18 protein-coding genes are annotated in these 18,839 nt (G+C 62.2%); 12 read left to right on the top strand and 6 right to left on the bottom strand.

Translation table 11 applies throughout. The features are described from left to right. Positions 1-11: 11 nt before the first annotated feature. The 5 genes from hutG to GCN75_RS12910 all read left to right on the top strand — a co-directional run bounded on the left by hutG (position 12) and on the right by GCN75_RS12910 (position 5,500). Positions 12-800 carry an N-formylglutamate deformylase gene (gene hutG / locus GCN75_RS12930; RefSeq protein WP_152282881.1) on the top strand — a complete coding sequence of 263 codons (789 nt, stop codon included), beginning with the start codon at positions 12-14 and terminating at the stop codon, positions 798-800. After that, positions 785-2,173: a formimidoylglutamate deiminase gene (locus tag GCN75_RS12925; protein WP_152282880.1), complete on the top strand. Its 1,389-nt coding sequence runs from the start codon at positions 785-787 to the stop codon at positions 2,171-2,173. Before hutG ends, GCN75_RS12925 begins: the two co-directional genes overlap by 16 nt. Beyond that, positions 2,173-2,748: a HutD/Ves family protein gene (locus GCN75_RS12920; RefSeq protein WP_152282879.1), complete on the top strand. Its 576-nt coding sequence runs from the start codon at positions 2,173-2,175 to the stop codon at positions 2,746-2,748. The genes GCN75_RS12925 and GCN75_RS12920 overlap by 1 nt, the downstream gene beginning before the upstream one ends. Before the next feature lie 10 nt (positions 2,749-2,758). After that, positions 2,759-3,985 carry an imidazolonepropionase gene (gene hutI / locus GCN75_RS12915; RefSeq protein ID WP_152282878.1) on the top strand — a complete coding sequence of 409 codons (1,227 nt, stop codon included), beginning with the start codon at positions 2,759-2,761 and terminating at the stop codon, positions 3,983-3,985. A gap of 69 nt (positions 3,986-4,054) precedes the next feature. Next, the gene (locus tag GCN75_RS12910; protein ID WP_152282877.1) at positions 4,055-5,500 is read left to right on the top strand and encodes a glycine betaine ABC transporter substrate-binding protein; all 1,446 of its coding nucleotides are present in this window, start codon (positions 4,055-4,057) and stop codon (positions 5,498-5,500) included. Between the two features lie 5 nt (positions 5,501-5,505). Here the strand turns inward: GCN75_RS12910 and GCN75_RS12905 are convergent, their stop codons facing one another. After that, positions 5,506-5,685, bottom strand: a complete 180-nt coding sequence (locus tag GCN75_RS12905; protein WP_034746290.1) for a hypothetical protein — start codon at positions 5,683-5,685, stop codon at positions 5,506-5,508. Positions 5,686-5,901: 216 nt separating this feature from the next. Here GCN75_RS12905 and GCN75_RS29170 point away from each other — a divergent pair, with 216 nt between their 5' ends. After that, a complete protein-coding gene (locus GCN75_RS29170) occupies positions 5,902-6,039 on the top strand; it encodes a hypothetical protein (protein ID WP_193317486.1) in 138 nt (45 codons plus the stop codon). Positions 6,040-6,236: 197 nt separating this feature from the next. Here the strand turns inward: GCN75_RS29170 and GCN75_RS12900 are convergent, their stop codons facing one another. The 4 genes from GCN75_RS12900 to GCN75_RS12885 all read right to left on the bottom strand — a co-directional run bounded on the left by GCN75_RS12900 (position 6,237) and on the right by GCN75_RS12885 (position 9,028). Then, positions 6,237-6,746, bottom strand: a complete 510-nt coding sequence (locus GCN75_RS12900; protein WP_152282876.1) for a GNAT family N-acetyltransferase — start codon at positions 6,744-6,746, stop codon at positions 6,237-6,239. Beyond that, positions 6,743-7,687 (bottom strand): DMT family transporter, encoded by a 945-nt coding sequence (locus GCN75_RS12895; RefSeq protein WP_152282875.1) that lies wholly within the window; start codon positions 7,685-7,687, stop codon positions 6,743-6,745. Before GCN75_RS12895 ends, GCN75_RS12900 begins: the two co-directional genes overlap by 4 nt. A 319-nt stretch (positions 7,688-8,006) precedes the next feature. Then, positions 8,007-8,456, bottom strand: a complete 450-nt coding sequence (locus tag GCN75_RS12890; protein WP_046684332.1) for an outer membrane lipoprotein — start codon at positions 8,454-8,456, stop codon at positions 8,007-8,009. Positions 8,457-8,599: 143 nt separating this feature from the next. Further along, the gene (locus tag GCN75_RS12885) at positions 8,600-9,028 is read right to left on the bottom strand and encodes an Mpo1 family 2-hydroxy fatty acid dioxygenase (RefSeq protein ID WP_152255017.1); all 429 of its coding nucleotides are present in this window, start codon (positions 9,026-9,028) and stop codon (positions 8,600-8,602) included. 112 nt (positions 9,029-9,140) lie between these two features. Here GCN75_RS12885 and GCN75_RS12880 point away from each other — a divergent pair, with 112 nt between their 5' ends. Further along, positions 9,141-9,674 carry a DNA-deoxyinosine glycosylase gene (locus tag GCN75_RS12880; RefSeq protein WP_226941354.1) on the top strand — a complete coding sequence of 178 codons (534 nt, stop codon included), beginning with the start codon at positions 9,141-9,143 and terminating at the stop codon, positions 9,672-9,674. Between the two features lie 13 nt (positions 9,675-9,687). Here the strand turns inward: GCN75_RS12880 and GCN75_RS12875 are convergent, their stop codons facing one another. Further along, positions 9,688-10,722: a hypothetical protein gene (locus tag GCN75_RS12875; protein ID WP_152282874.1), complete on the bottom strand. Its 1,035-nt coding sequence runs from the start codon at positions 10,720-10,722 to the stop codon at positions 9,688-9,690. Positions 10,723-11,472: 750 nt separating this feature from the next. Between GCN75_RS12875 and uxaC the strand changes: the two genes are divergently transcribed. From uxaC to GCN75_RS12850, 5 genes are all read left to right on the top strand, one after another. Beyond that, positions 11,473-12,867 carry a glucuronate isomerase gene (uxaC, locus tag GCN75_RS12870; RefSeq protein ID WP_152282873.1) on the top strand — a complete coding sequence of 465 codons (1,395 nt, stop codon included), beginning with the start codon at positions 11,473-11,475 and terminating at the stop codon, positions 12,865-12,867. Between the two features lie 27 nt (positions 12,868-12,894). Then, a complete protein-coding gene (locus GCN75_RS12865; protein WP_152282872.1) occupies positions 12,895-14,493 on the top strand; it encodes a UxaA family hydrolase in 1,599 nt (532 codons plus the stop codon). An 11-nt stretch (positions 14,494-14,504) separates the two neighbouring features. Further along, positions 14,505-15,932: a tagaturonate reductase gene (locus tag GCN75_RS12860; protein ID WP_152282871.1), complete on the top strand. Its 1,428-nt coding sequence runs from the start codon at positions 14,505-14,507 to the stop codon at positions 15,930-15,932. A gap of 155 nt (positions 15,933-16,087) precedes the next feature. Beyond that, positions 16,088-17,377 carry an MFS transporter gene (locus tag GCN75_RS12855; protein WP_131373512.1) on the top strand — a complete coding sequence of 430 codons (1,290 nt, stop codon included), beginning with the start codon at positions 16,088-16,090 and terminating at the stop codon, positions 17,375-17,377. A gap of 114 nt (positions 17,378-17,491) precedes the next feature. Next, positions 17,492-18,763, top strand: coding sequence for a porin (locus GCN75_RS12850; RefSeq protein WP_193317485.1), 1,272 nt, complete (start codon positions 17,492-17,494; stop codon positions 18,761-18,763). Positions 18,764-18,839: the final 76 nt, after the last annotated feature.

Below are 18,839 nucleotides of genomic sequence, written 5' to 3'. Positions count from 1 at the left end.
AGGAGACAAGCATGGATTTCCGCTTCAATGAAGGCAGCATCCCGCTGCTCGTGTCGATGCCCCACGTGGGCACCGACATACCGGACGATATCGCCGCGCGCATGACGCCGCAGGCCCTGGTCAAGGCCGATACGGACTGGCATCTGCGCGAACTGTATGGCTTTTTGCAGGAGATGGATGCGTCCGTGCTGTCGGCGCGCTGGTCGCGCTACACCATCGACCTGAACCGGCCGCAGGAAGACACGAATCTGTATCCGGGACAGGATACGACGGGCTTGCTGCCCAGCGATACGTTTCACCGCGAGCCGCTGTACCTGCCAGGCCGCGAACCCGATGCAGCCGATGTGCAGCAGCGCCTGCAACGCTACTGGGCGCCGTATCACCGGCAATTGCGCGCGGAGCTGGACCGCCTGCTGCGCGTGCATGGCGCCGTGGTGCTGTGGGATGCCCATTCCATCGCCTCGCACGTGCCGCGCTTTTTCGACGGCAAGCTGCCCGACCTGAACTTCGGCACGGCCGACGGCGCCAGCTGCGACAGCGGGCTGACGTCCGCCGTGGTCGATATCGCGCGCGCGCAGGATCAATTTACCGTGGCCTTGAATGGCCGCTTCAAGGGCGGCCATATCACGCGCCACTACGGCCAGCCGGAAGGCCGCGTGCATGCGATCCAGCTGGAGATGTGCCAGTGCGTGTACATGGATGAAGCGGCGCCGTTTGCCTACCGGCCCGACCTGGCCGCGCAGGTGCAGCCGCTGCTGCGCCAGATGATGGGCGCAGCCGTGGCATGGGTGGCGCGTTGAGCGGCTGTTTGTTCGCGCGCCATGCGCTGCTGCCGCAGGGCTGGCGCCGCGACGTGCTGCTGGAATGGGATGTGGCCGGCGACTTGACTGCGGTGATGGAAAGCACCGCGCCGCCTGCCGGCGTGGAACTGGCGCAATACGTTTTGCCCGGCATGGTCAACCTGCATTCGCACGCCTTCCAGCGCGCGCTGGGCGGCATGACGGAGATCGCCGGCGAGGCAACGGGCAATGCGCCGGACAGCTTCTGGACGTGGCGCGAACTGATGTACCGCTTTGCGCGCCACATCACGCCGGAGCAGATGCAAACCATCGCCGCGCAGCTGTTTGCCGAATGCCTGCGCCATGGCTACACGTCCGTGTGCGAATTTCACTACCTGCAGCGCGATGGGGCAGGCGCGCTGTATGCGCGCCCCGCCGAAACGGCCGAACGGGTGCTGGCGGCGGCGCGCCTCAGCGGCATCGGCATGACCATGCTGCCCGTGCTGTACAGCCATGCGGGCTTCGGCGAGCAGCCCTTGAAAGCCGAGCAGGCGCGCTTTCGCACGGATGCGCAGGACGTCTTGCGCATCATCGAAGCGCTGGCGCCGCTGCGCGGCGGGCAGGTGGAGGTGGGCTTCGCGCCCCATTCGCTGCGCGCGGCCAGCGTGGCGCAGATCCGCGAAGTGGCGCAAGCACTGCCGGCGGACCGTCCCATCCACATCCACATCGCCGAGCAGCAGGGCGAAGTGCGCCAGTGTGTCGACTACAGCGGCCGGCGCCCGGTGCAGTATTTATACGATCACGCCGACGTCGATGCGCGCTGGTGCCTCGTGCACGCCACGCATGTGCAGCCCGACGAGGTGGCGCTGATGGCTGCCAGCGGCGCCGTGGCGGGCCTGTGTCCCACGACGGAAGCAAACCTGGGCGATGGCCTGTTTCCTTTGGCCGAATTCATCGCGGCCGGCGGATCTTTCGGCGTCGGCAGCGACAGCCATGTGTCGCAGTCGCCCGTGGAGGAATTGCGCTGGCTCGAATATGGCCAGCGTCTGCAGCGCCAGCAGCGCAATGTCGCCGCCAGGCCGGATGAACGCCGTGTGGGCGACTACCTGTGGCAGGCGGCCTTGCGCGGCGGCGCGCAGGCGGCCGGGCGCAAGCTGGGCGCCTTGGCGCCGGGCTGCCGCGCCGACTTGCTGGTGCTCGACGAGGCACACGTGAACCTGGGCGGCGTGGCCATCGGGGATGTGCTGGGCAGTTTTCTCTTTTGCGGCAACGACAACCTGGTGCGCGACGTGCTGTGCGGCGGCCAGTGGCAGGTGCGCGGCGGTCGCCATGTGGCGCAGGACGCCATCGCCACCGCCTACAAGCGCACCCTGGCGCAATTGAGGGCGCTCTGATGGCCACTTTCATCCCGCATGAATGCCTGCGTGCCGCGCCGTGGAAAAATGGTGGCGGCAGCACGACGGAGATCGCCATTTCGCCAGCGGGCGCCGGCTTCGACGATTTCGACTGGCGCATCAGCCTGGCGACGATCACGGCCAGCGGGCCGTTTTCCTGCTTTCCCGGCATCGACCGCAGCCTGATGCTGGTCGATGGCGACAGCGTGCAGCTGACGCTCGATGGCGCGCGCAAGGTGGCCTTGAGCGCGGCGCAGCCCATGCTGTGGTTTCCCGGCGAGGCTGCCGTCATGGCGCAGGTCAAGGGGATCACGACGGATTTCAACGTGATGACGCGGCGCGACCGCTGCCGCCACCAGCTGGAAAAGATCACGGCGCCGGGCAAGCTGGCGCGGCGCAGCGCGGCGACCCTGCTGTTCGTGGCCGGCGAAGGTTCCGTGCTGGCGCGCGCCAGCGACCAGCAGTTCGCACTGGCCCGCTACGACGCCTTGCTGCTCGACGCGGACGATGCGCAGGAATGGCGGCTCGACGCCTTGCAGCGTTCGGCCGTGCTGTGCGTCGACTTGTTTACCTAGGAGAAAAGCGATGCAAGAGTGGGACCTGGTCATCCATAACGTCCACCTGGCCACGATGGAGCACGGCTATGGCGAGCTGCTCGACGCGGCCATCGCCGTCAAGGATGGCCGCATCGCCTGGTTCGGCCCCGGCGACGAGCTGCCGGCCAGCGGCGCCGTGCTGCACGACGGCCAGGGTTGCTGGCTGACACCGGGCCTGATCGATTGCCATACCCACATCGTCCACGCGGGCAACCGCAGCGACGAATTCGAGGCGCGCCTGAACGGCGCCAGCTATGAAGACATCAGCCGCGCCGGCGGCGGCATCATGTCCACCGTGCGCGCCACGCGCGCGGCCAGCGACGACGAGTTGCTGCGGCAAAGCCTGCCCCGCGTGCTGGCGCTGCTGGCCGAGGGCGTGACCACGCTGGAAATCAAGTCCGGCTACGGTCTCGACGCGGACAGCGAGGCGAAGATGCTGCGCGTGGCGCGCCGGATCGGGCAAACGCTGCCCGTGTCCGTGCGCACCACGTTTCTCGGCGCGCACGCGCTGCCGCCCGAGTATGCGGGCCGGGCGGACGCCTATATCGACCTGCTGTGCGCGCAGATGCTGCCCGCGCTGGCCGGCGATGGCCTGGTCGACGCCGTCGACGCGTTCTGCGAGCGCATCGGCTTTACGCCGGCGCAAACCGAGCGGGTGTTCGAGGCGGCGCAGGCACTGGGCCTGCCCGTGAAACTGCATGCGGAGCAGCTGTCCGACCTGGGCGGCGCGGCGCTGGTCGCCCGCTACGGCGGCCTGTCGGCCGACCACCTGGAATTTTTGTCGGAAGAGGGCGTCGCCGCCATGGCGCATCACGGCACGGTGGCCGTGCTGCTGCCCGGCGCATATTACTTTTTGCGCGAAACGCAGCCGCCGCCTGTCGCGGCATTGCGCGCGGCCGGCGTGCCGATGGCCGTCTCCACCGATTGCAATCCGGGCACCTCGCCCATGACGTCCTTGCTGCTGGCGATGAACATGGCGTGCACCCTGTGGCGCCTCACGCCGCAGGAAGCGCTGGCTGGTGCTACGTGCCACGCGGCGCGCGCACTGGGCCTGCAGCAGGAAACGGGCAGCCTGGCGGTGGGCAAGCGCGCCGATTTCGCCCTGTGGCGCATCGCGCGTCCGGCCGACCTGTCGTATGCGCTGGGCCTGAACCCGTGCGCGGGCGTGGTACACGGCGGTGTCTGGCGCGCACCGGTGGTAAGCTTGACGGATTGATCATCCGTCCTGGAGCGCCGCGTGCGTGCTGCTTATTTGCTGTTGTTACTTGTCTTCGCCGCCGCTCCCATGTCCTCCCTTGCCATGGACAGCGGTACCCTGAAAGTGGGCTCGAAGCGCTTTACGGAATCCTACATCCTCGGCGAAATCGTCAAGCAGAGCGCCGCGCCGCACGTCAGGGCGGAGCACCGCCAGGGGCTGGGCAACACGGCCATCGTGCTCGCCGCGCTGCAGGCGGGCAGCATCGACGTGTATGCCGAATACATGGGCACGATCGCCAGCGAAATCCTCAAGCACGACAAGCCGCTTGACCTGGAACAGATGCGGCGCGAGCTGGCGGCGCTGGGCCTGGGCGTGGCCGTGCCGCTGGGGTTCAACAATACCTATGCGCTGGCCATGCGCGGCGATGAAACGCGCATCGCCAGCCTGGGGCAGCTGGCGCAGCATCCCGCCTTGAAGTTCGGCCTGTCGCATGAATTCATCGGCCGCGTCGATGGCTGGCCGGGCCTGGCCGCCCGCTACGGCTTGCCGCAGCGCCCGCGCGGGCTCGATCACGGCATCGCCTATGAAGCGCTGGCGCAGCGCCAGGTGGACGTGATCGACATCTATTCGACGGATGCGAAGATCCGCCAGTACGGCTTGCGCGTGCTGGCCGACACGCAGCAGTATTTTCCCCGCTACGATGCCATGCTGCTGTACCGGCTCGACGTGCCGGCCCGCTTTCCCGCCGCCTGGCTGGCGCTGCAAGGCTTGCAGGGGCGCATCAGCGAGAGCGACATGATCGCCATGAATGCGGCCGTGGAAATCGATGGCAAGACTTTTTCCGGCGTGGCGCACCAGTGGCTGGCGTCCGGCACGTCGGCGAAAAAACCGGCCGCCGCGCGCAGCAAGCTGCTCGATAAAATCATCGGCGACGATCTGTGGACCTTGACGCGCCAGCACCTGACCCTGCTGCTGCTGTCGGTGGCCCTGGCGTGCGTGATCGGCATTCCGCTGGGCGTGCTGGCGGCGTTTTCGGCGCCGCTGCGGCAAACGGTGCTGGCCTTCGTGGGTGTACTGCAAACGGTGCCGTCGCTGGCCCTGCTGGCGATATTGATTCCGCTGCTGGGCATGATCGGCACCGTGCCGGCGCTGGTCGCGCTATTCGTGTACGCCTTGCTGCCCATCGTGCGCAATACCTGCACGGGCATCGTGCAGGTGCCGCAAGGCTTGCGCATGGCGGCGCTGGCGCTGGGATTGAGCAAGCGCGACCGCCTGCTGCACGTGGACTTGCCGCTGGCCTTGCCCGTGATGCTGGCGGGCATCAAAACGGCGGCCGTGATGAGCGTGGGCACGGCCACCATCGCCGCCTTCATCGGCGCGGGCGGCTACGGCGAACGCATCACCATCGGCCTGGCGCTGAATGACAACGACATGCTGCTGGCAGGCGCGATCCCCGCAGCCGTGCTGGCCCTGCTGACGCAAGGCTTGTTCGAACTGGTGGAGCGCTGGGCCGTAACCGGCCAGCAACGCTGACGCCATCACAGGGAATGCAGTTTCGAGCGCACCGAGACGACGGCCTGGTGCAGGATGCGTTCAGCCTGGAAGTCGTTCTCGCGCTGCTCGGCGATGGCTTGCAGGTCGCGCGTGTAGCGTTCCAGGCGGGACCGCAGGTAGGCGCGGTAGATTTTCATGACGAGCGGTTTGGCAGAGACATTCATGATGTGGCTCCCGTATACATAACGATTCGTTCATTGTGTGTGAGCGCATTGCTGCCATTTTGCGACGCATCAAACGCCAGCACGCCGTCACGTTGACGCGTTTGATATGCCGCAATGCCCCACTAGCAGAAGATGCCACACTGAATCTTCCCTGCCTGGCCTGGCCCGCATTGGCCGCAGGTTCCGATTCCCTCAAGCATACTCAAGGAGCGTCGCATGGTCATTTTTGCCGTGGTTGCTGGCTGCACCGCCTGCCTGACAGTGTACCAAATCTATAAAAATTCGCAGGGCGGCAATGGTCTTACGCAACAACATATCGGTTTGCACGGCACATTGATTGAGCCACGGAAATAAACTGTGGCAAAGGGGGGGACAGTGAGCGCACTACTTTAAGGAAAATGTAAGGCCCGGTAAGCAAATGTAAAGGTCGGTACGGTGACAAGTCGTAGCGTTTATATTGATAACCGTTGATTGCATTCTCCCCCTCCCACTTGACAATGGGTTCACCCCGCGGTGCCGCTAGCCCGCGGGGATTTTTTTGGGCAATCGGTTTATGCGGGTGTCGGTGTTCCGGCCGACAATTGCGTCAAGGCATCGCCAGCGACGCGGCAGATGCGCCAGTCCGGCATCACGTCCGCGCCCATGCCCTTGTAGAAGTTGATCGCGTTTTCATTCCAGTCCAGCACCGACCATTCGAAGCGGCCGCAATCGCGTTCGACGGCCAGTTGCGCCAGCGCCACCAGCATCTGCTTGCCATAGCCCTTGCCGCGCACCGATTGTTTTACGTACAGGTCTTCCAGATACAGCCCCTTGCGGCACAGGAAGGTGGAAAAATTGTGGAAGAACAGGGCGAAGGTCACCACCTCGCCATGGTCCTCGCCCACCAGCGCTTCGCATGCAGGATGGGTGCCGAACAGGCTGTCGTGCAGCATGGATTCCCTGGCGATCATCATGTGTTCGAGTTTTTCAAACACGGCCAGTTCATGGATCATGCCAAAGATGGCGGCCACGTCGGTTTCCCGGGCAGGGCGGATGGCGAGAGTGGCGTTGGTAGTGTTCATGTTGCCTTTGCTGATGGAGGGGTGGAAATGGAGGCGACGGCAGCCGTCTTGCGGGCGCCCGACGTCAGGGCCCAGGCCACGCTGGACAGGCACAGCACCATGCCTACCCATTCGATGGCGGCGGGCCGGTAATGTTCGAACTGCACCGACAGCAGCACGGAAATGACGGGCGTGACGACGCCGATATACACGGTTTTTTGCGTGCCGATGCGCGCGATTAGGGTGAAATACGCGCTGAAGGCGATCACGGAGCCGAAGATGGCCAGATACAGCAATCCCATCCAGTAGCTGGGGCGCGCGGGCAGTTGCCAGGACTGGCCCGTGGCAATGGCCCACACGGCCACCATCAAGGTACCCCACAGCATGGTCCAGGCCATGGTCAGCATCACGTTACCCGACTGTTCGCGCACCTTCATGACCAGCGCGTTGCCCACCGTGCTGGAGACGGTGGCCACCAGGGCCAGCATGAAGCCGAGCAGGAAGTGGCCATTGCCGCCGCCCAGAATATCGTGCAGCGCCGCACCGATCGACTGGTAGAACAGCAGCACGATGCCGCAGATGGCGACAAACGCCGCGCAGCAGGTGCTCCAGGTGATGGGGGTACCGAAAGCGATGCGGTTGAGCAACGGTGTCCAGAATACCATCAGCGCAAACAGCACGCTGACGAGGGCGGAAACCAGATACTGTTCGGAACTGTAGGTGCACACATAGCTGAGGGCAAACGAGGCCAGGCCTTGCAGCAGCATCCATTGTTGCGCGCGCCAGGGCAGGCGCAAGGTATCGCCGCGCACGGCGCACCAGGCAAACAGGGTGGCGGAAGCCAGGCCGAAGCGGTAGACCACGGAAACGGCGGGGGCCACATCGCCCAGCTGCAAGGTGATGGCCCAGAAGGTGGAGCCCCAGATCAGGCAGGCAATGATGAACAGGAGAGGAGAGGACATCGCGCAAGTATACGGGCATCGCGCGGGGATGGCGAGTCTTGGCCGAGCTTGCTCAACGAGGGGGCAGCAGACAGCAGGCATTGAGCCAGCGCAGTGCTTCTGGAAAATGTTAAATTTATGAAAATATTTACTTTATTATAAAGTAAATATTTTCTGAATTGCATCTTTGAAGGGGACCACCATGCCAGCCTCACTGCAGATCAAAGTATGGAGCGTGCTTGTGTATGTCGTCGTGACTGCCGTGATTGCCATCTGGCTGCACCCTTCTGCCTTGCTCGCTGCCGGCGCCTTCGGCTGAGCGCATGCGCCGGCAAGCAGATCAGTGGGTGACGCGGGTCTTGCGGCCATCGGACAGCAGGCGCACGCGTTCGCCCGGACGGAACAGTTCGTCCGCGTCTTGCACGATGGCGCGCATGTCGCCATTGTCCAGGCGTACGGTGATTTCCAGGCCGGGTTTGTTGGAGGCGTTCGCTTCGATGCTTTTGCCCGCCATGCCGCCGGCGACGGCGCCCAGGATGCTGGCCGCGATGGCGCCCTTGCCGCCACCGACTGCCGAGCCGGCCACGCCGCCCAGCGCCGCGCCAGCCAGCACGCCCGTGCCCGTTTCACCCTTGTCGATGGTGACCTGGCGCACAGATTCAACCGTGCCCATGCGGACCGATTGTTCATTCTGCGCCTGGCGCGCGTTGTACACATTCGCCGAGTTCGGTTGTACGGCGCAGCCGGCCAGGGTGGCAAGCAATGCCACTGCAATAATTGGTGCTTTCATGTGGGACTCCCTTGGACAAAAGTTAGTTGCCGGTTACATTGACCGGCAGATGATGACTTATCATAAGGACACTTGCCTCATATAACTAGTTGCGAATAGTAAAAATCTGTTACGGCCCGGCAGGCCACAATGCCGCTTGCCGCTCAATACGCGAGCCGCAGGCGCCGGTATAGAAAGCCCAGCACGAACAGCGGTCCCACGAGCAAGAAGCGCAAGTCGTCCAGGAACGACGGTTTCTTGCCTTCGATCTGGTGGCCGATGAACTGGCCTATCCAGGCCAGCACGAACAGCGCCAGCGACACGGGCAGGATGGTCAGCGCCGGCATCAGCAACAGCAGGCCCAGCATGGCGGCCAGCATCGCCAGCATGCCCGCCGCAAACGGGCGCGACAGCTTGTAATAGTAGTATAAGGCCAGAATACTGCCGAGCAGCGCCACGCTGGCATGCACGCTCCACAGCAGCCCCAGCAGGCTGAAAACGATCAAGGGCACGCACACGATGTGCACCCATTCATTGACGTGGTTGCGGTGGCTTTCGCCATACTGGGCCAGCAGGATGTCGATGGTGCGCATGGGCGTCTCTTGTAGGAGTGGTTATCCGGCAATTCTACACCGGCGGCTTGTCGCCGGTTTGCCGCCGTGGCGCAGGTAAAATGGCCTATTTCGACACTGCAGGACATCCGCCTTGAGCTCTCCTCTTTCCGTGCAAGCGCCCCTGGCCGACACCCGCAAGCGCTGTTTCGATCCCGTCGTCGATGCCGATACGCGCTTGCTGATACTGGGCAGCCTGCCCGGCGAAAAATCGCTGGCGCACAGCCAGTACTATGCGCATCCGCAAAACAAGTTCTGGATGCTGCTGGGCGAGGTGCTGGGTGTGGATCTGAAAAGCCTGCCCTATGAGGCGCGTCTGGCAACCTTGCTGGCGCATGGTGTCGGCCTGTGGGATGTGGTGGCGCAGGCGCACCGTAGCGGTAGTCTCGACAGCAATATCCGCAACCGCGACGACAACGATCTGCCCGGCTTGCTGGCCCGTTTTCCTGCCATCCGCGCCATTGCCTTCAACGGCGGCACGGCCGCCAAATTGGGCATCAAGGTGCTGGGCGGACAGGCCCCGCATTACCGGATCGTGGAGCTGCCGTCGAGCAGCCCGGCGTATACTTTATCGTATGCTGAAAAGCAAAAAAAATGGTCAGATTTATTGTCTGTGATAGTTAAATAGGGAATGTTGATATTCAATGTGCCGGTATGTCATCACATTTGATTATTTGAAAAATTTCAGTCTCTACTCCCACAACTGGTTTTCCAATTAAAAATTTTGAGTCTCCCAATGGAGCTAGTTTCTCTCCTGATTGAAGTTTGCACTCTTGTCCATGGTACATGTCGAGATGATAGATGGTGGAGGGTATAAGTTTTTGAATGGTGGATTCGTAATGTGGTAGGGCGATTCCTCCTGTTCGCATAATTAGCAGGCCGAGAGTCCCATAGAAGAAGAACTGAAAAAATTTTGTAATTAGCGGGTACTTTATAGGGTTACTCTTAAAGATATCGGCAAATAACCATTCCTTTATTTCTGGTGGCAAGTTGCGAGCTAATAGTAAAAAAGGTACAACGAGCAAGGATGCGACCATGCACGTTATATAGATTAATCCGCCAGATAACACAAGTAGAGTTGGAATCATCAGGATTGCCATTAGTAATGTCGTATGGGTAAAATTAATTGGCGTAACATGAATAATATCGGCAATTTCTTGCCGGGCAATGGCATATGCAAGCGTGCTTGCTGCAGCAAAACCAAGCCCAAGAGCGGCTTTTCCAACTGCGTGCTCGGACATTGATCGATACCAACGATATGCATCGTAGAGCGCGACAATAATGCAAAAAGATAAAAATATCCAAGCCAAAGGTGTTGCGGAATTATTTCCGCCAATCAAAGATAACGCGAAAATGCCAATTCCTAGAAGTGTGACATTTCGGTAAAGGCGTTGAGACTGATTCAGAATTTTATCGCTGTCTTGTATTTTTCTAATGCAAAATAATGCAGCTTGGCGTGTGCGTGGAAAAATAATTCCGCAAGCAGCGATGGCTGTGAAGAAAAGAAATATTCTTGTTTGAAAAAAAATAAAAGACGTTCTCCATTGAGGTGGAATTGAAAATGATACTGGAATGATTAGTATTAAAAATACAATTAAATAAGATGCAATGTGCCTCCACTGTTTTCCTTTTGGTGTGGAGAAAAATTGCAGAAGTTTTTTAAATATATTATTCATTTAATTTCAGAAAATTGTAAATTTTTTTATAAAATTCATTTTTAGAAAAGCTTTTTTGCTGTATTTTTGTGTGACAGCTATTTTTTTTGTTGGTTCTGTTTTTTTGTAAGTTTTGTTTAACATTTCGATGAGGGAAAATAGATGGGTGTAAAGAAATTCAATGAATGATTTCTTCATCAAAAAAGTGTTAAGTACTTGAAAATCGTGCTTGACGGGATGCGTTTAGCCATTGGGCCTTAGCGCGACGCGGTGTTGGCAGAGCCTGCACGAGTAGTTGGCTACATTGTTAGTTTAACGTTGGTTGCCGTTTTACCAGCAGCACCGCACTGTGTATAAATATTGGAAGACGTAGTAGGCGTTGGGCAAGGCGGGATAATTTTCTCTATTTTTGCACTTGGAGAACGTTCAGCGCCACTTCAGCTGCCTGCTTCATGGTCTGCAAGACATACTCGTTCGGTGAGTAAAACCGGAACTGTAGACGTTGCCGTCGGTTGTTTCCCGTCCCTGGTGTGCCGCCAGATCGGTATCTTGCGCGCTTGATTGCGTCATGTGGCGTAATCACGTTGCCCTCCTTTCCTTGAGCTTGACCGCCTGTTGTTTCCACGCCCATCTGCGACCCCCGCTTGATTTTTGCGCTTGCTTTTACTGATATATTACATTTAATATCCTGATATATCAGAGTGCGCCAGTTTGGTGCCACGACAAAAACACAGCGCGATGCCCGTCGCGCGCAGCAAGGAGATGGCTACGATGACCGAGTTCATGAATCAGGATTTTCTTCTCACCACCGAGACGGCCCGCAAGCTGTACCACGAAGTGGCGGCCGACCTGCCCATCATCGATTACCACTCGCATTTGCAGCAGGGCGAGATCGCCAGCCGCAAGACCTTCCGCAACATCGCCGAACTGTGGCTGGCGGGCGACCACTACAAATGGCGCCTGATGCGCACGGCCGGCGTGGCCGAGGAATTCATCACGGGCGAGCGCTCGGACCAGGAAAAATTCCGCGCCTTCTGCAAGGTGCTGCCATTGGCCATCGGCAATCCGATCCACCACTGGAGCCACCTGGAACTGCGCCGCATCTTCAATATCGACCTCATCATCAACGAGGCGAATGCGGACGCCATCTGGGAACAGGCCAACGACATGCTGGCCACCATGGATACCTGGTCCTTGCTGGAACAGGCGGGCGTGGAAATCGCCTGCACCACCGACGACCCGGCCGACGACCTGCTGCAGCACGCGGAAATCGCCGCCTCCGGCCTGAAGACGCGCGTGCTGCCCGCCTACCGTCCTGACAAGGCCATGCGCATCAACCAGCCGCGCTTCCCTGACTACCTGCAGCGCCTGAGCGCGGTGGCCGATGTTCCCGTCACCTCGTTTGCCTCGTTGATCGCCGCGCTGGCCGTGCGCGTGGAATTTTTCCACTCGCGCGGTGCGCGCATCTCCGACCACGCCGTCGACGTGACCCTGCCCGTGCAGGCGGCCAGCGCCGAGGAGCTCGAAGCGCTGTTCGCCAAGCGCCTGCAAGGCACCTTGCTGACCGACGTGGAAAACGGCCTGTACCTGCGCGGCCTGCTCGAAGCGATCGGCCGCGTGTATGCGAACTACGGCTGGACCATGTGCCTGCACATCGGCGCGCAGCGCAACAACAACGACCGCATGCGCGGCTTGCTGGGACCGGACACGGGCTACGACTCGATTTCCGACATGAGCTGCAGCGCCGGCCTGGCCTCGCTGCTCAACGCGCTGGACCTGGACGACCGCCTGCCGAAAACCATGCTGTTCTGCCTGAATCCGAACATGAATGAAGTGCTGTCGACCATGGTGGGCAACTTCCAGGACGGCACGGTGGCGGGCAAGCTGCAATTCGGCCCGGCCTGGTGGTTCAACGACCACAAGGAAGGCAACCTGCAGCAGCTGGTGGGGTTCGGCAACCACAGCGTGCTGGGCGTATTCGTCGGCATGGTGACCGATTCGCGCAGCTTCGCTTCCTACCCGCGCCACGACTACTTCCGCCGCCTGGTATGCCGCCAGATCGGCGAATGGGTGCACGGCGGCGAATACCCGAACGATTTCGAGGCGCTGGCCACCATCGTGCGCGGCATCTGCTACGAAAACGCGCAGAAGTATTTTCAGCTGTAATCCCATAGCCGCCGCCAGGAATTAGTCATGCAAAAAGTGTTGTGTATCCATCCCGACGACGACATGCTGGTCGCCTTGTCCGATCTGGCCGCCGGCGAAGTGGTGAACTGGGAGGGCGAGTCCATCCTCATCAGCAGCGCCGTGAAGACCAAGCACAAGCTGGCCCGCCGCGCCTTCGCGGCAGGCGACATCCTGCGCCTGTACGGCGTCCCCGTCGGCAAGGCCACCGTGGCCATCCGCCGCGGCGAAGCCGTCACCACGGAAAACCTGCACCATTACGCGGCCGAAGTGGAGCTCGAGCCGCAGGCGCCATACAGCTGGACGCCGCCTGACGTGGCGCGCCTCGATGGCGCCACCTTCCCCGGCGTGGTGCGCGCCGACGGCAGGGTGGGCACGGCCAATTACTGGCTGATCTTCCCCCTAGTCTTCTGCGAAAACCGCAACGTCGAGCACTTGCGCAATGCGCTCGAGGCGCCGCTGGGCTACACGCGCAACGACCTGGCGTCGTTCACCCTGTCCTTGCTGGGCGAGGACATGGAAGCGCCGAAGCCCGTCGTGCGTCCGTTCCCGAACCTGGACGGCGTGCGCATCATCACGCACAACGGCGGCTGCGGCGGCACGCGCGCCGATGCGCGTTCGCTGTGCAAGATTCTCTCCGCCTATGCCGACCACCCGAACGTGGCGGGCATCACGGTGTTCAGCCTCGGTTGCCAGAACGCGCAGATCGCCATGTTCCAGGACGCGCTGGCAAAACAGAACCCGCATTTCGACAAGCCCTGCCTGATCTACGAGCAGCAGAAATGGGACAGCGAAGACGCCATGATGAAGGCCGTGCTGACGGATACCCTGGCGCAGCTGAAGGAAGCGAACAAGGTGCGGCGCCAGCCGGTGCCGCTGTCGCACCTGAAAATCGGCGTCAAGTGCGGCGGCTCGGACGGCTTTTCCGGCATTTCCGCCAACCCGGCCATGGGCCTGGTGTCGGACATGGTGGTGGCCGTGGGCGGCTCGTCCATCCTGGCCGAATTCCCGGAACTGTGCGGCGTCGAGGCCAACCTGATCGAGCGCTGCGAAAACGACGATGACAAGCGCCGCTTCCTGGGCCTGATGCGCGATTTCGAAGCGCGCGCCGAAGCCGTGGGCACGCATTTCGCCGACAACCCCAGCCCCGGCAACATCCGCGACGGCCTGATCACGGACGCCATGAAATCGGCCGGCGCAGCGAAGAAGGGCGGCACCTCGCCCATCGTTTCCGTGCTCGATTACGGCGAGCAGAGTCCGAAACCGGGCTTGTCGCTGCTGTGCACGCCGGGCGGCGACGTCGAATCGGTGACGGGCATCGTGGCCTCGGGCGCCAACGTGGTGCTGTTTTCCACGGGCCTGGGCACGCCGACGGGCAACCCCATCGTGCCGGTGCTGAAAATTGCCAGCAACACGCGGGTGGCGAAAAAGCTGTCGGACCTGATCGACTACGACTGCGGCCCCGTGATCGACGGCACGCCTCTGCCGGACGTGGCCAACGGCCTGTTCGACATGGTGGTGGCCACCGCCGGCGGCCAGTACCAGGCCAAGGCGGACCGCCTGCAGCAATACGACTTCATCTTCTGGAAACGCGACATTTCACTGTGAACGACATTCCCATGCAAGCATTGCGCCGCGCCGCGCCGTTCGACCTGCCGATCAAGATCCTGCAATTCGGCCAGGGCAATTTCATGCGCGGCTTTTTTGACTGGCAGGTCGACCTGCTCAACGAACGCACGGACCTGAATGCGGGCGTGGTGGTGGTGCGCCCGCGCGGCGGCAGCGCGTCGCCCCTGCTCGATGTGCAGGACGGCCTGTTTACCACCGTCGTGCGCGGCCTCGACGAAGACGGCCAGGCCGTCAGCACCTGCCGCACCATCTCCTGCGTGCAGCGCGAAATCGATCCGGCCACCATGTATGGCGACTACCTGGCGCTGGCCAGCCTGCCCGAGCTGCGCTTCATCGTCTCGAACACCACGGAAGCGGGCATCGCCACCAACGACAGCGACGCCTTCGACGACGCGCCGCCGTCGAGCTTTCCCGCCAAGCTGGCACGCCTGCTGTTCGACCGCTACGCGTATTTCGACGGCGACCGCACGAAAGGCGTGATACTGCTGCCGTGCGAACTGATCGAACGGAATGGCCCGGCCCTGAAGGCGGCCGTGCTGCACTTCGCCCGCCTGTGGCAGCTCGATGCGGGCTTTGCCGCCTGGATCGAATCGGCCTGCGTGTTCTGCTCGACCCTGGTCGACCGCATCGTCACCGGCTACCCGCAAGACGCCGCCGCCATCGAGGCGGAACGCGGTTATCGCGACCAGTTCATGGTGGCCGCCGAATACTACTACCTGTTCGTCATCGAAGGCCCGGCAGCGCTGGCCGATGAATTGAAGCTGGCGGGCGCGGACCTGAATATCGTGCTGGTCGATGACATCACCCCCTACAAGAAACGCAAGGTGGGCATCCTCAACGGCGGCCATACGGCGCTGGTGCCGGTCGCCTTGCTGGCCGGACTCGAGACGGTGGGCGATGCCGTCAACGACGCGCAGGTGGGCGGCTACCTGGCCGACACCCTGGCGCAGGAAATTATCCCTGCGCTGCCCCTGCCGCAGGACGAACTGCAGCAGTTCGCGCGCGACGTGCTGCTGCGCTTCCGCAATCCTTACATCCAGCACCGCCTGGCGTCCATCGCCCTGAACAGCTGGAGCAAGTTCGCCGCGCGCATCGCGCCGCAGCTGCTGCGCTACGTGGAATTGCACGGCCGCCTGCCGCAACGCTTGGTGCTGGCGCTGGCCGCCACCATGCGCCTGTACCGCGGCGACGTCATCGCCCTGTCCGACGATGCGGCCACCCTGGCGTGGTTCAGCCGGGCCTGGGCCGATGCCGATGCGGGCAGCCTGACGTTGGAACAGCTGGCGCAGGGCTGGCTGGCGCAGGAAGCCGTGTGGGGCCGCGACATGAACGCGGTGCCAGGCCTGGCGCACGCCGTGGCCACGGCCTTGCAGGACATCGCATCGCAGGGCATGCGCGGCGCCTTGCAGGCCGTGTAGGAAAGAAAAGCAGCACCGCGACAGAAACAGACAGCAGTACCGCAACACCGCAGCACCCATAAAAACCGAGGCCGGAGGCACTTCCCCAGGAAGGCTGACCGGCCCAAAAAGTGGCGGCGCAGCTGCGCCGCCTTGGATGGATAGAGGGAGACAACATGACTAAAATACGCGGCATGCGCTGGTGGATGGTCGGCCTGGTCACGGCTGGACTGATCGTCAATTACCTGGCGCGCAATACCTTGTCGGTGGCGGCGCCCACGATGATGAGCGAGCTCAATATCACCACGCAGGAATATTCGTACATCGTGGTGGCGTGGCAGGTGTGCTACGCGCTGATGCAGCCCATCGCCGGCTATGTCATCGACGCCATCGGCACCAAGATCGGCTTTGCCGTCTTTGCCCTGGCCTGGTCCGTGGCGTGCGCCTGCGCGGCCATGGCGACGGGCTGGCAAAGCATGGCGCTGTTCCGCGGCATGCTGGGCCTGACCGAGGCGGCCGGCATTCCCGCCGGCGTGAAAGCGACGACCGAGTGGTTTCCCGCCAAGGAGCGTTCGATCGCCATCGGCTGGTTCAACATCGGTTCCTCGATCGGCGCCCTGTGCGCGCCGCCGCTGGTGGTATGGACCATCCTGCACGGCAGCTGGCAGATGTCCTTCGTCATCGTCGGCGCCATCGGCATCGTCTGGACGGGACTGTGGCTGGCTTTCTACAAGCATCCGCGCGACCAGAAACTGCTGTCGGACAAGGAGCGCGACTTCATCCTGGAAGGCCAGGAAGCGACCCACCACAGCGACAAGGCGCCCAAGGCGCGCTGGCACCAGATCGTCCGCAGCCGCAATTTCTGGGCCATCGCCATCCCGCGCTTCCTGTCCGAACCGGCCTGGCAAACCTTCAATGCCTGGATTCCCCTGTACATGGCCACCGAGCGCCACATGAACATCAAGGAAATCGCCATGTTCGCCTGGCTGCCATTCCTGGCCGCCGACATCGGCTGCGTGCTGGGCGGCTACCTGAGCCCGTGGTTCCACAAGTACTGGAAGGTGTCGCTGTTTACTTCGCGCAAGCTGGTCGTCGTCGTGGGCGCCGTGTGCATGATCGGCCCGGCCTGTATCGGCCTGGTGGCCAGCCCGTACGCGGCCATCGCCCTGCTGTGCGTGGGCGGCTTTGCCCACCAGACGCTGTCCGGCGCGCTGTATTCGATCACCTCCGATGTCTTCGGCAAGAACGAAGTGGCCACGGCCACGGGCCTGGCCGGCATGTCCGGCTACCTGGGCGCGACGATCTTCACCCTGGTGTTCGGCGTGCTGGTGACTCTGGTCGGCTACAGCCCCCTGTTCATGCTGCTGGCCGTGTTCGACCTGGTGGCCGCCGCCGTCGTCTGCCTGCTGATACGCGAAAAGATGGCGCCGGGCGTGCCGCTGGCCAAGCCTGCCTTCAGTACCTGACGACTATCCCTGAATTTCCCCCGCTGTTTTCCTGCACCGCGCGGTGCGGCGGGGAGCTGTTTTTTTGATGTTTATACATATGCGCCAATGAAGGCGCGAGAAGAGGAGAAGCACATGACACCACAGAACAACCGTTGCACCCGCCGTGTCCTGGCGGTGGCGATCCTCGCCGCCCTGTCGGGCGGCGCGCTGGCCGAAGGCATCCTGGAAAACCGCCACGTCGAAACCCGCATCTACGGTTTCCTGAACGGCGAGATCGAATCGGTGAAAGCCGTCGGCGGCGCCACGCCGTACGCCAGCCGTGGCCGCATTTCGGACGGCAATTCGCGCATCGGCTTTGCCGGTTCGATCGGCCTGCGCGACGATATCCGCGGCATCTGGCAGATCGAGGGCAGCCTGAACAACTTCGACGAAGGCGGCGTGAATGGCCAGGGCAAGTCGGCCACCATCGAGTCGCGCAATACCTTTGTCGGTATCGAGAGCAAGCGCTTCGGCCGCTTCATCGTCGGCAATAACGACTCCGTCTACCGCAGCCTGGTGGGTTCGGGCGGCGCGCTGGGCGGCAACCTGGGCCTGACGGTGCAGGGCGTCGACGTGTGGAACAATACTTCGGCCCAGTTGAGCGGCAATGCCGACAGCCTGTTCGGCCGCGGCGAAGCGCGCTACAAGAACTCGGCACACTACCTGTCGCCGGAATGGCGCGGCTTCCAGGCCGGCGCTTCCTACGGCTTCGACGAGCAGCGCACGACGGGCGACGACCGCGCGCGCTACTCGCTGGCGGCCAGGTACAGCATCGGCGCGTTTTCCATCGGCGCCGGCTACGACCGCCAGCAGAACACGGGCGTGGACGTGGAAAACCTGTCGAAGGGCTTCGGCATGCGCAATGCCTCCGTCAGCGGCGTGAACACCTCGTTCTACAAGCTGCTGGCGACCTACAAGTTTCCCACCAAGACGTCGGTCGGCCTCGGCTTCGAGTCGGGCAGCTATGGCTATGCGGTGCAGTCGCTGCCCACGCCGGGCAACATCTATACCTCGCTGCAGACGGGCAGCATGAAGCAGCGCTCCGTGATGGCGTCCTTGAGCCAGGAAGTGGGCTACGACGTCACCGTGATGCTGGCCGCCGGCAAGCTGGGCAAGCTGGACAACACCACCTTCGCCAAGCCGGACGACTTCGGTGCGACGCAGATTTCCCTGGGCGCGACCTACAAGATCGACGAGCAGTTCATGCCTTACGTGTACTTCACGCGCATCAACAACAAGGCGCAGCAAAACGTCAACCTGGGCCAGTCGCCGCTGCACAGCAATAACTCGGGCCAGGATGATGCCTTCCTCGCGCCAGGCAATTCGCCGCGCGCGTTCGGTTTCGGCTTCATCGCCCGTTTCTGAAGTAGTCCGGCGCAAGCCGGGACAGCGCCGGCCAGCGGTTCCAGCGGAACCGCGTGGACGGCTCATTTATACAGCG

Origin of the sequence: Janthinobacterium violaceinigrum, from assembly GCF_009208555.1 — a bacterium.
Lineage (GTDB): Bacteria > Pseudomonadota > Gammaproteobacteria > Burkholderiales > Burkholderiaceae_D > Janthinobacterium > Janthinobacterium violaceinigrum.
This window is presented reverse-complemented; position numbering and strand designations above follow the sequence as displayed.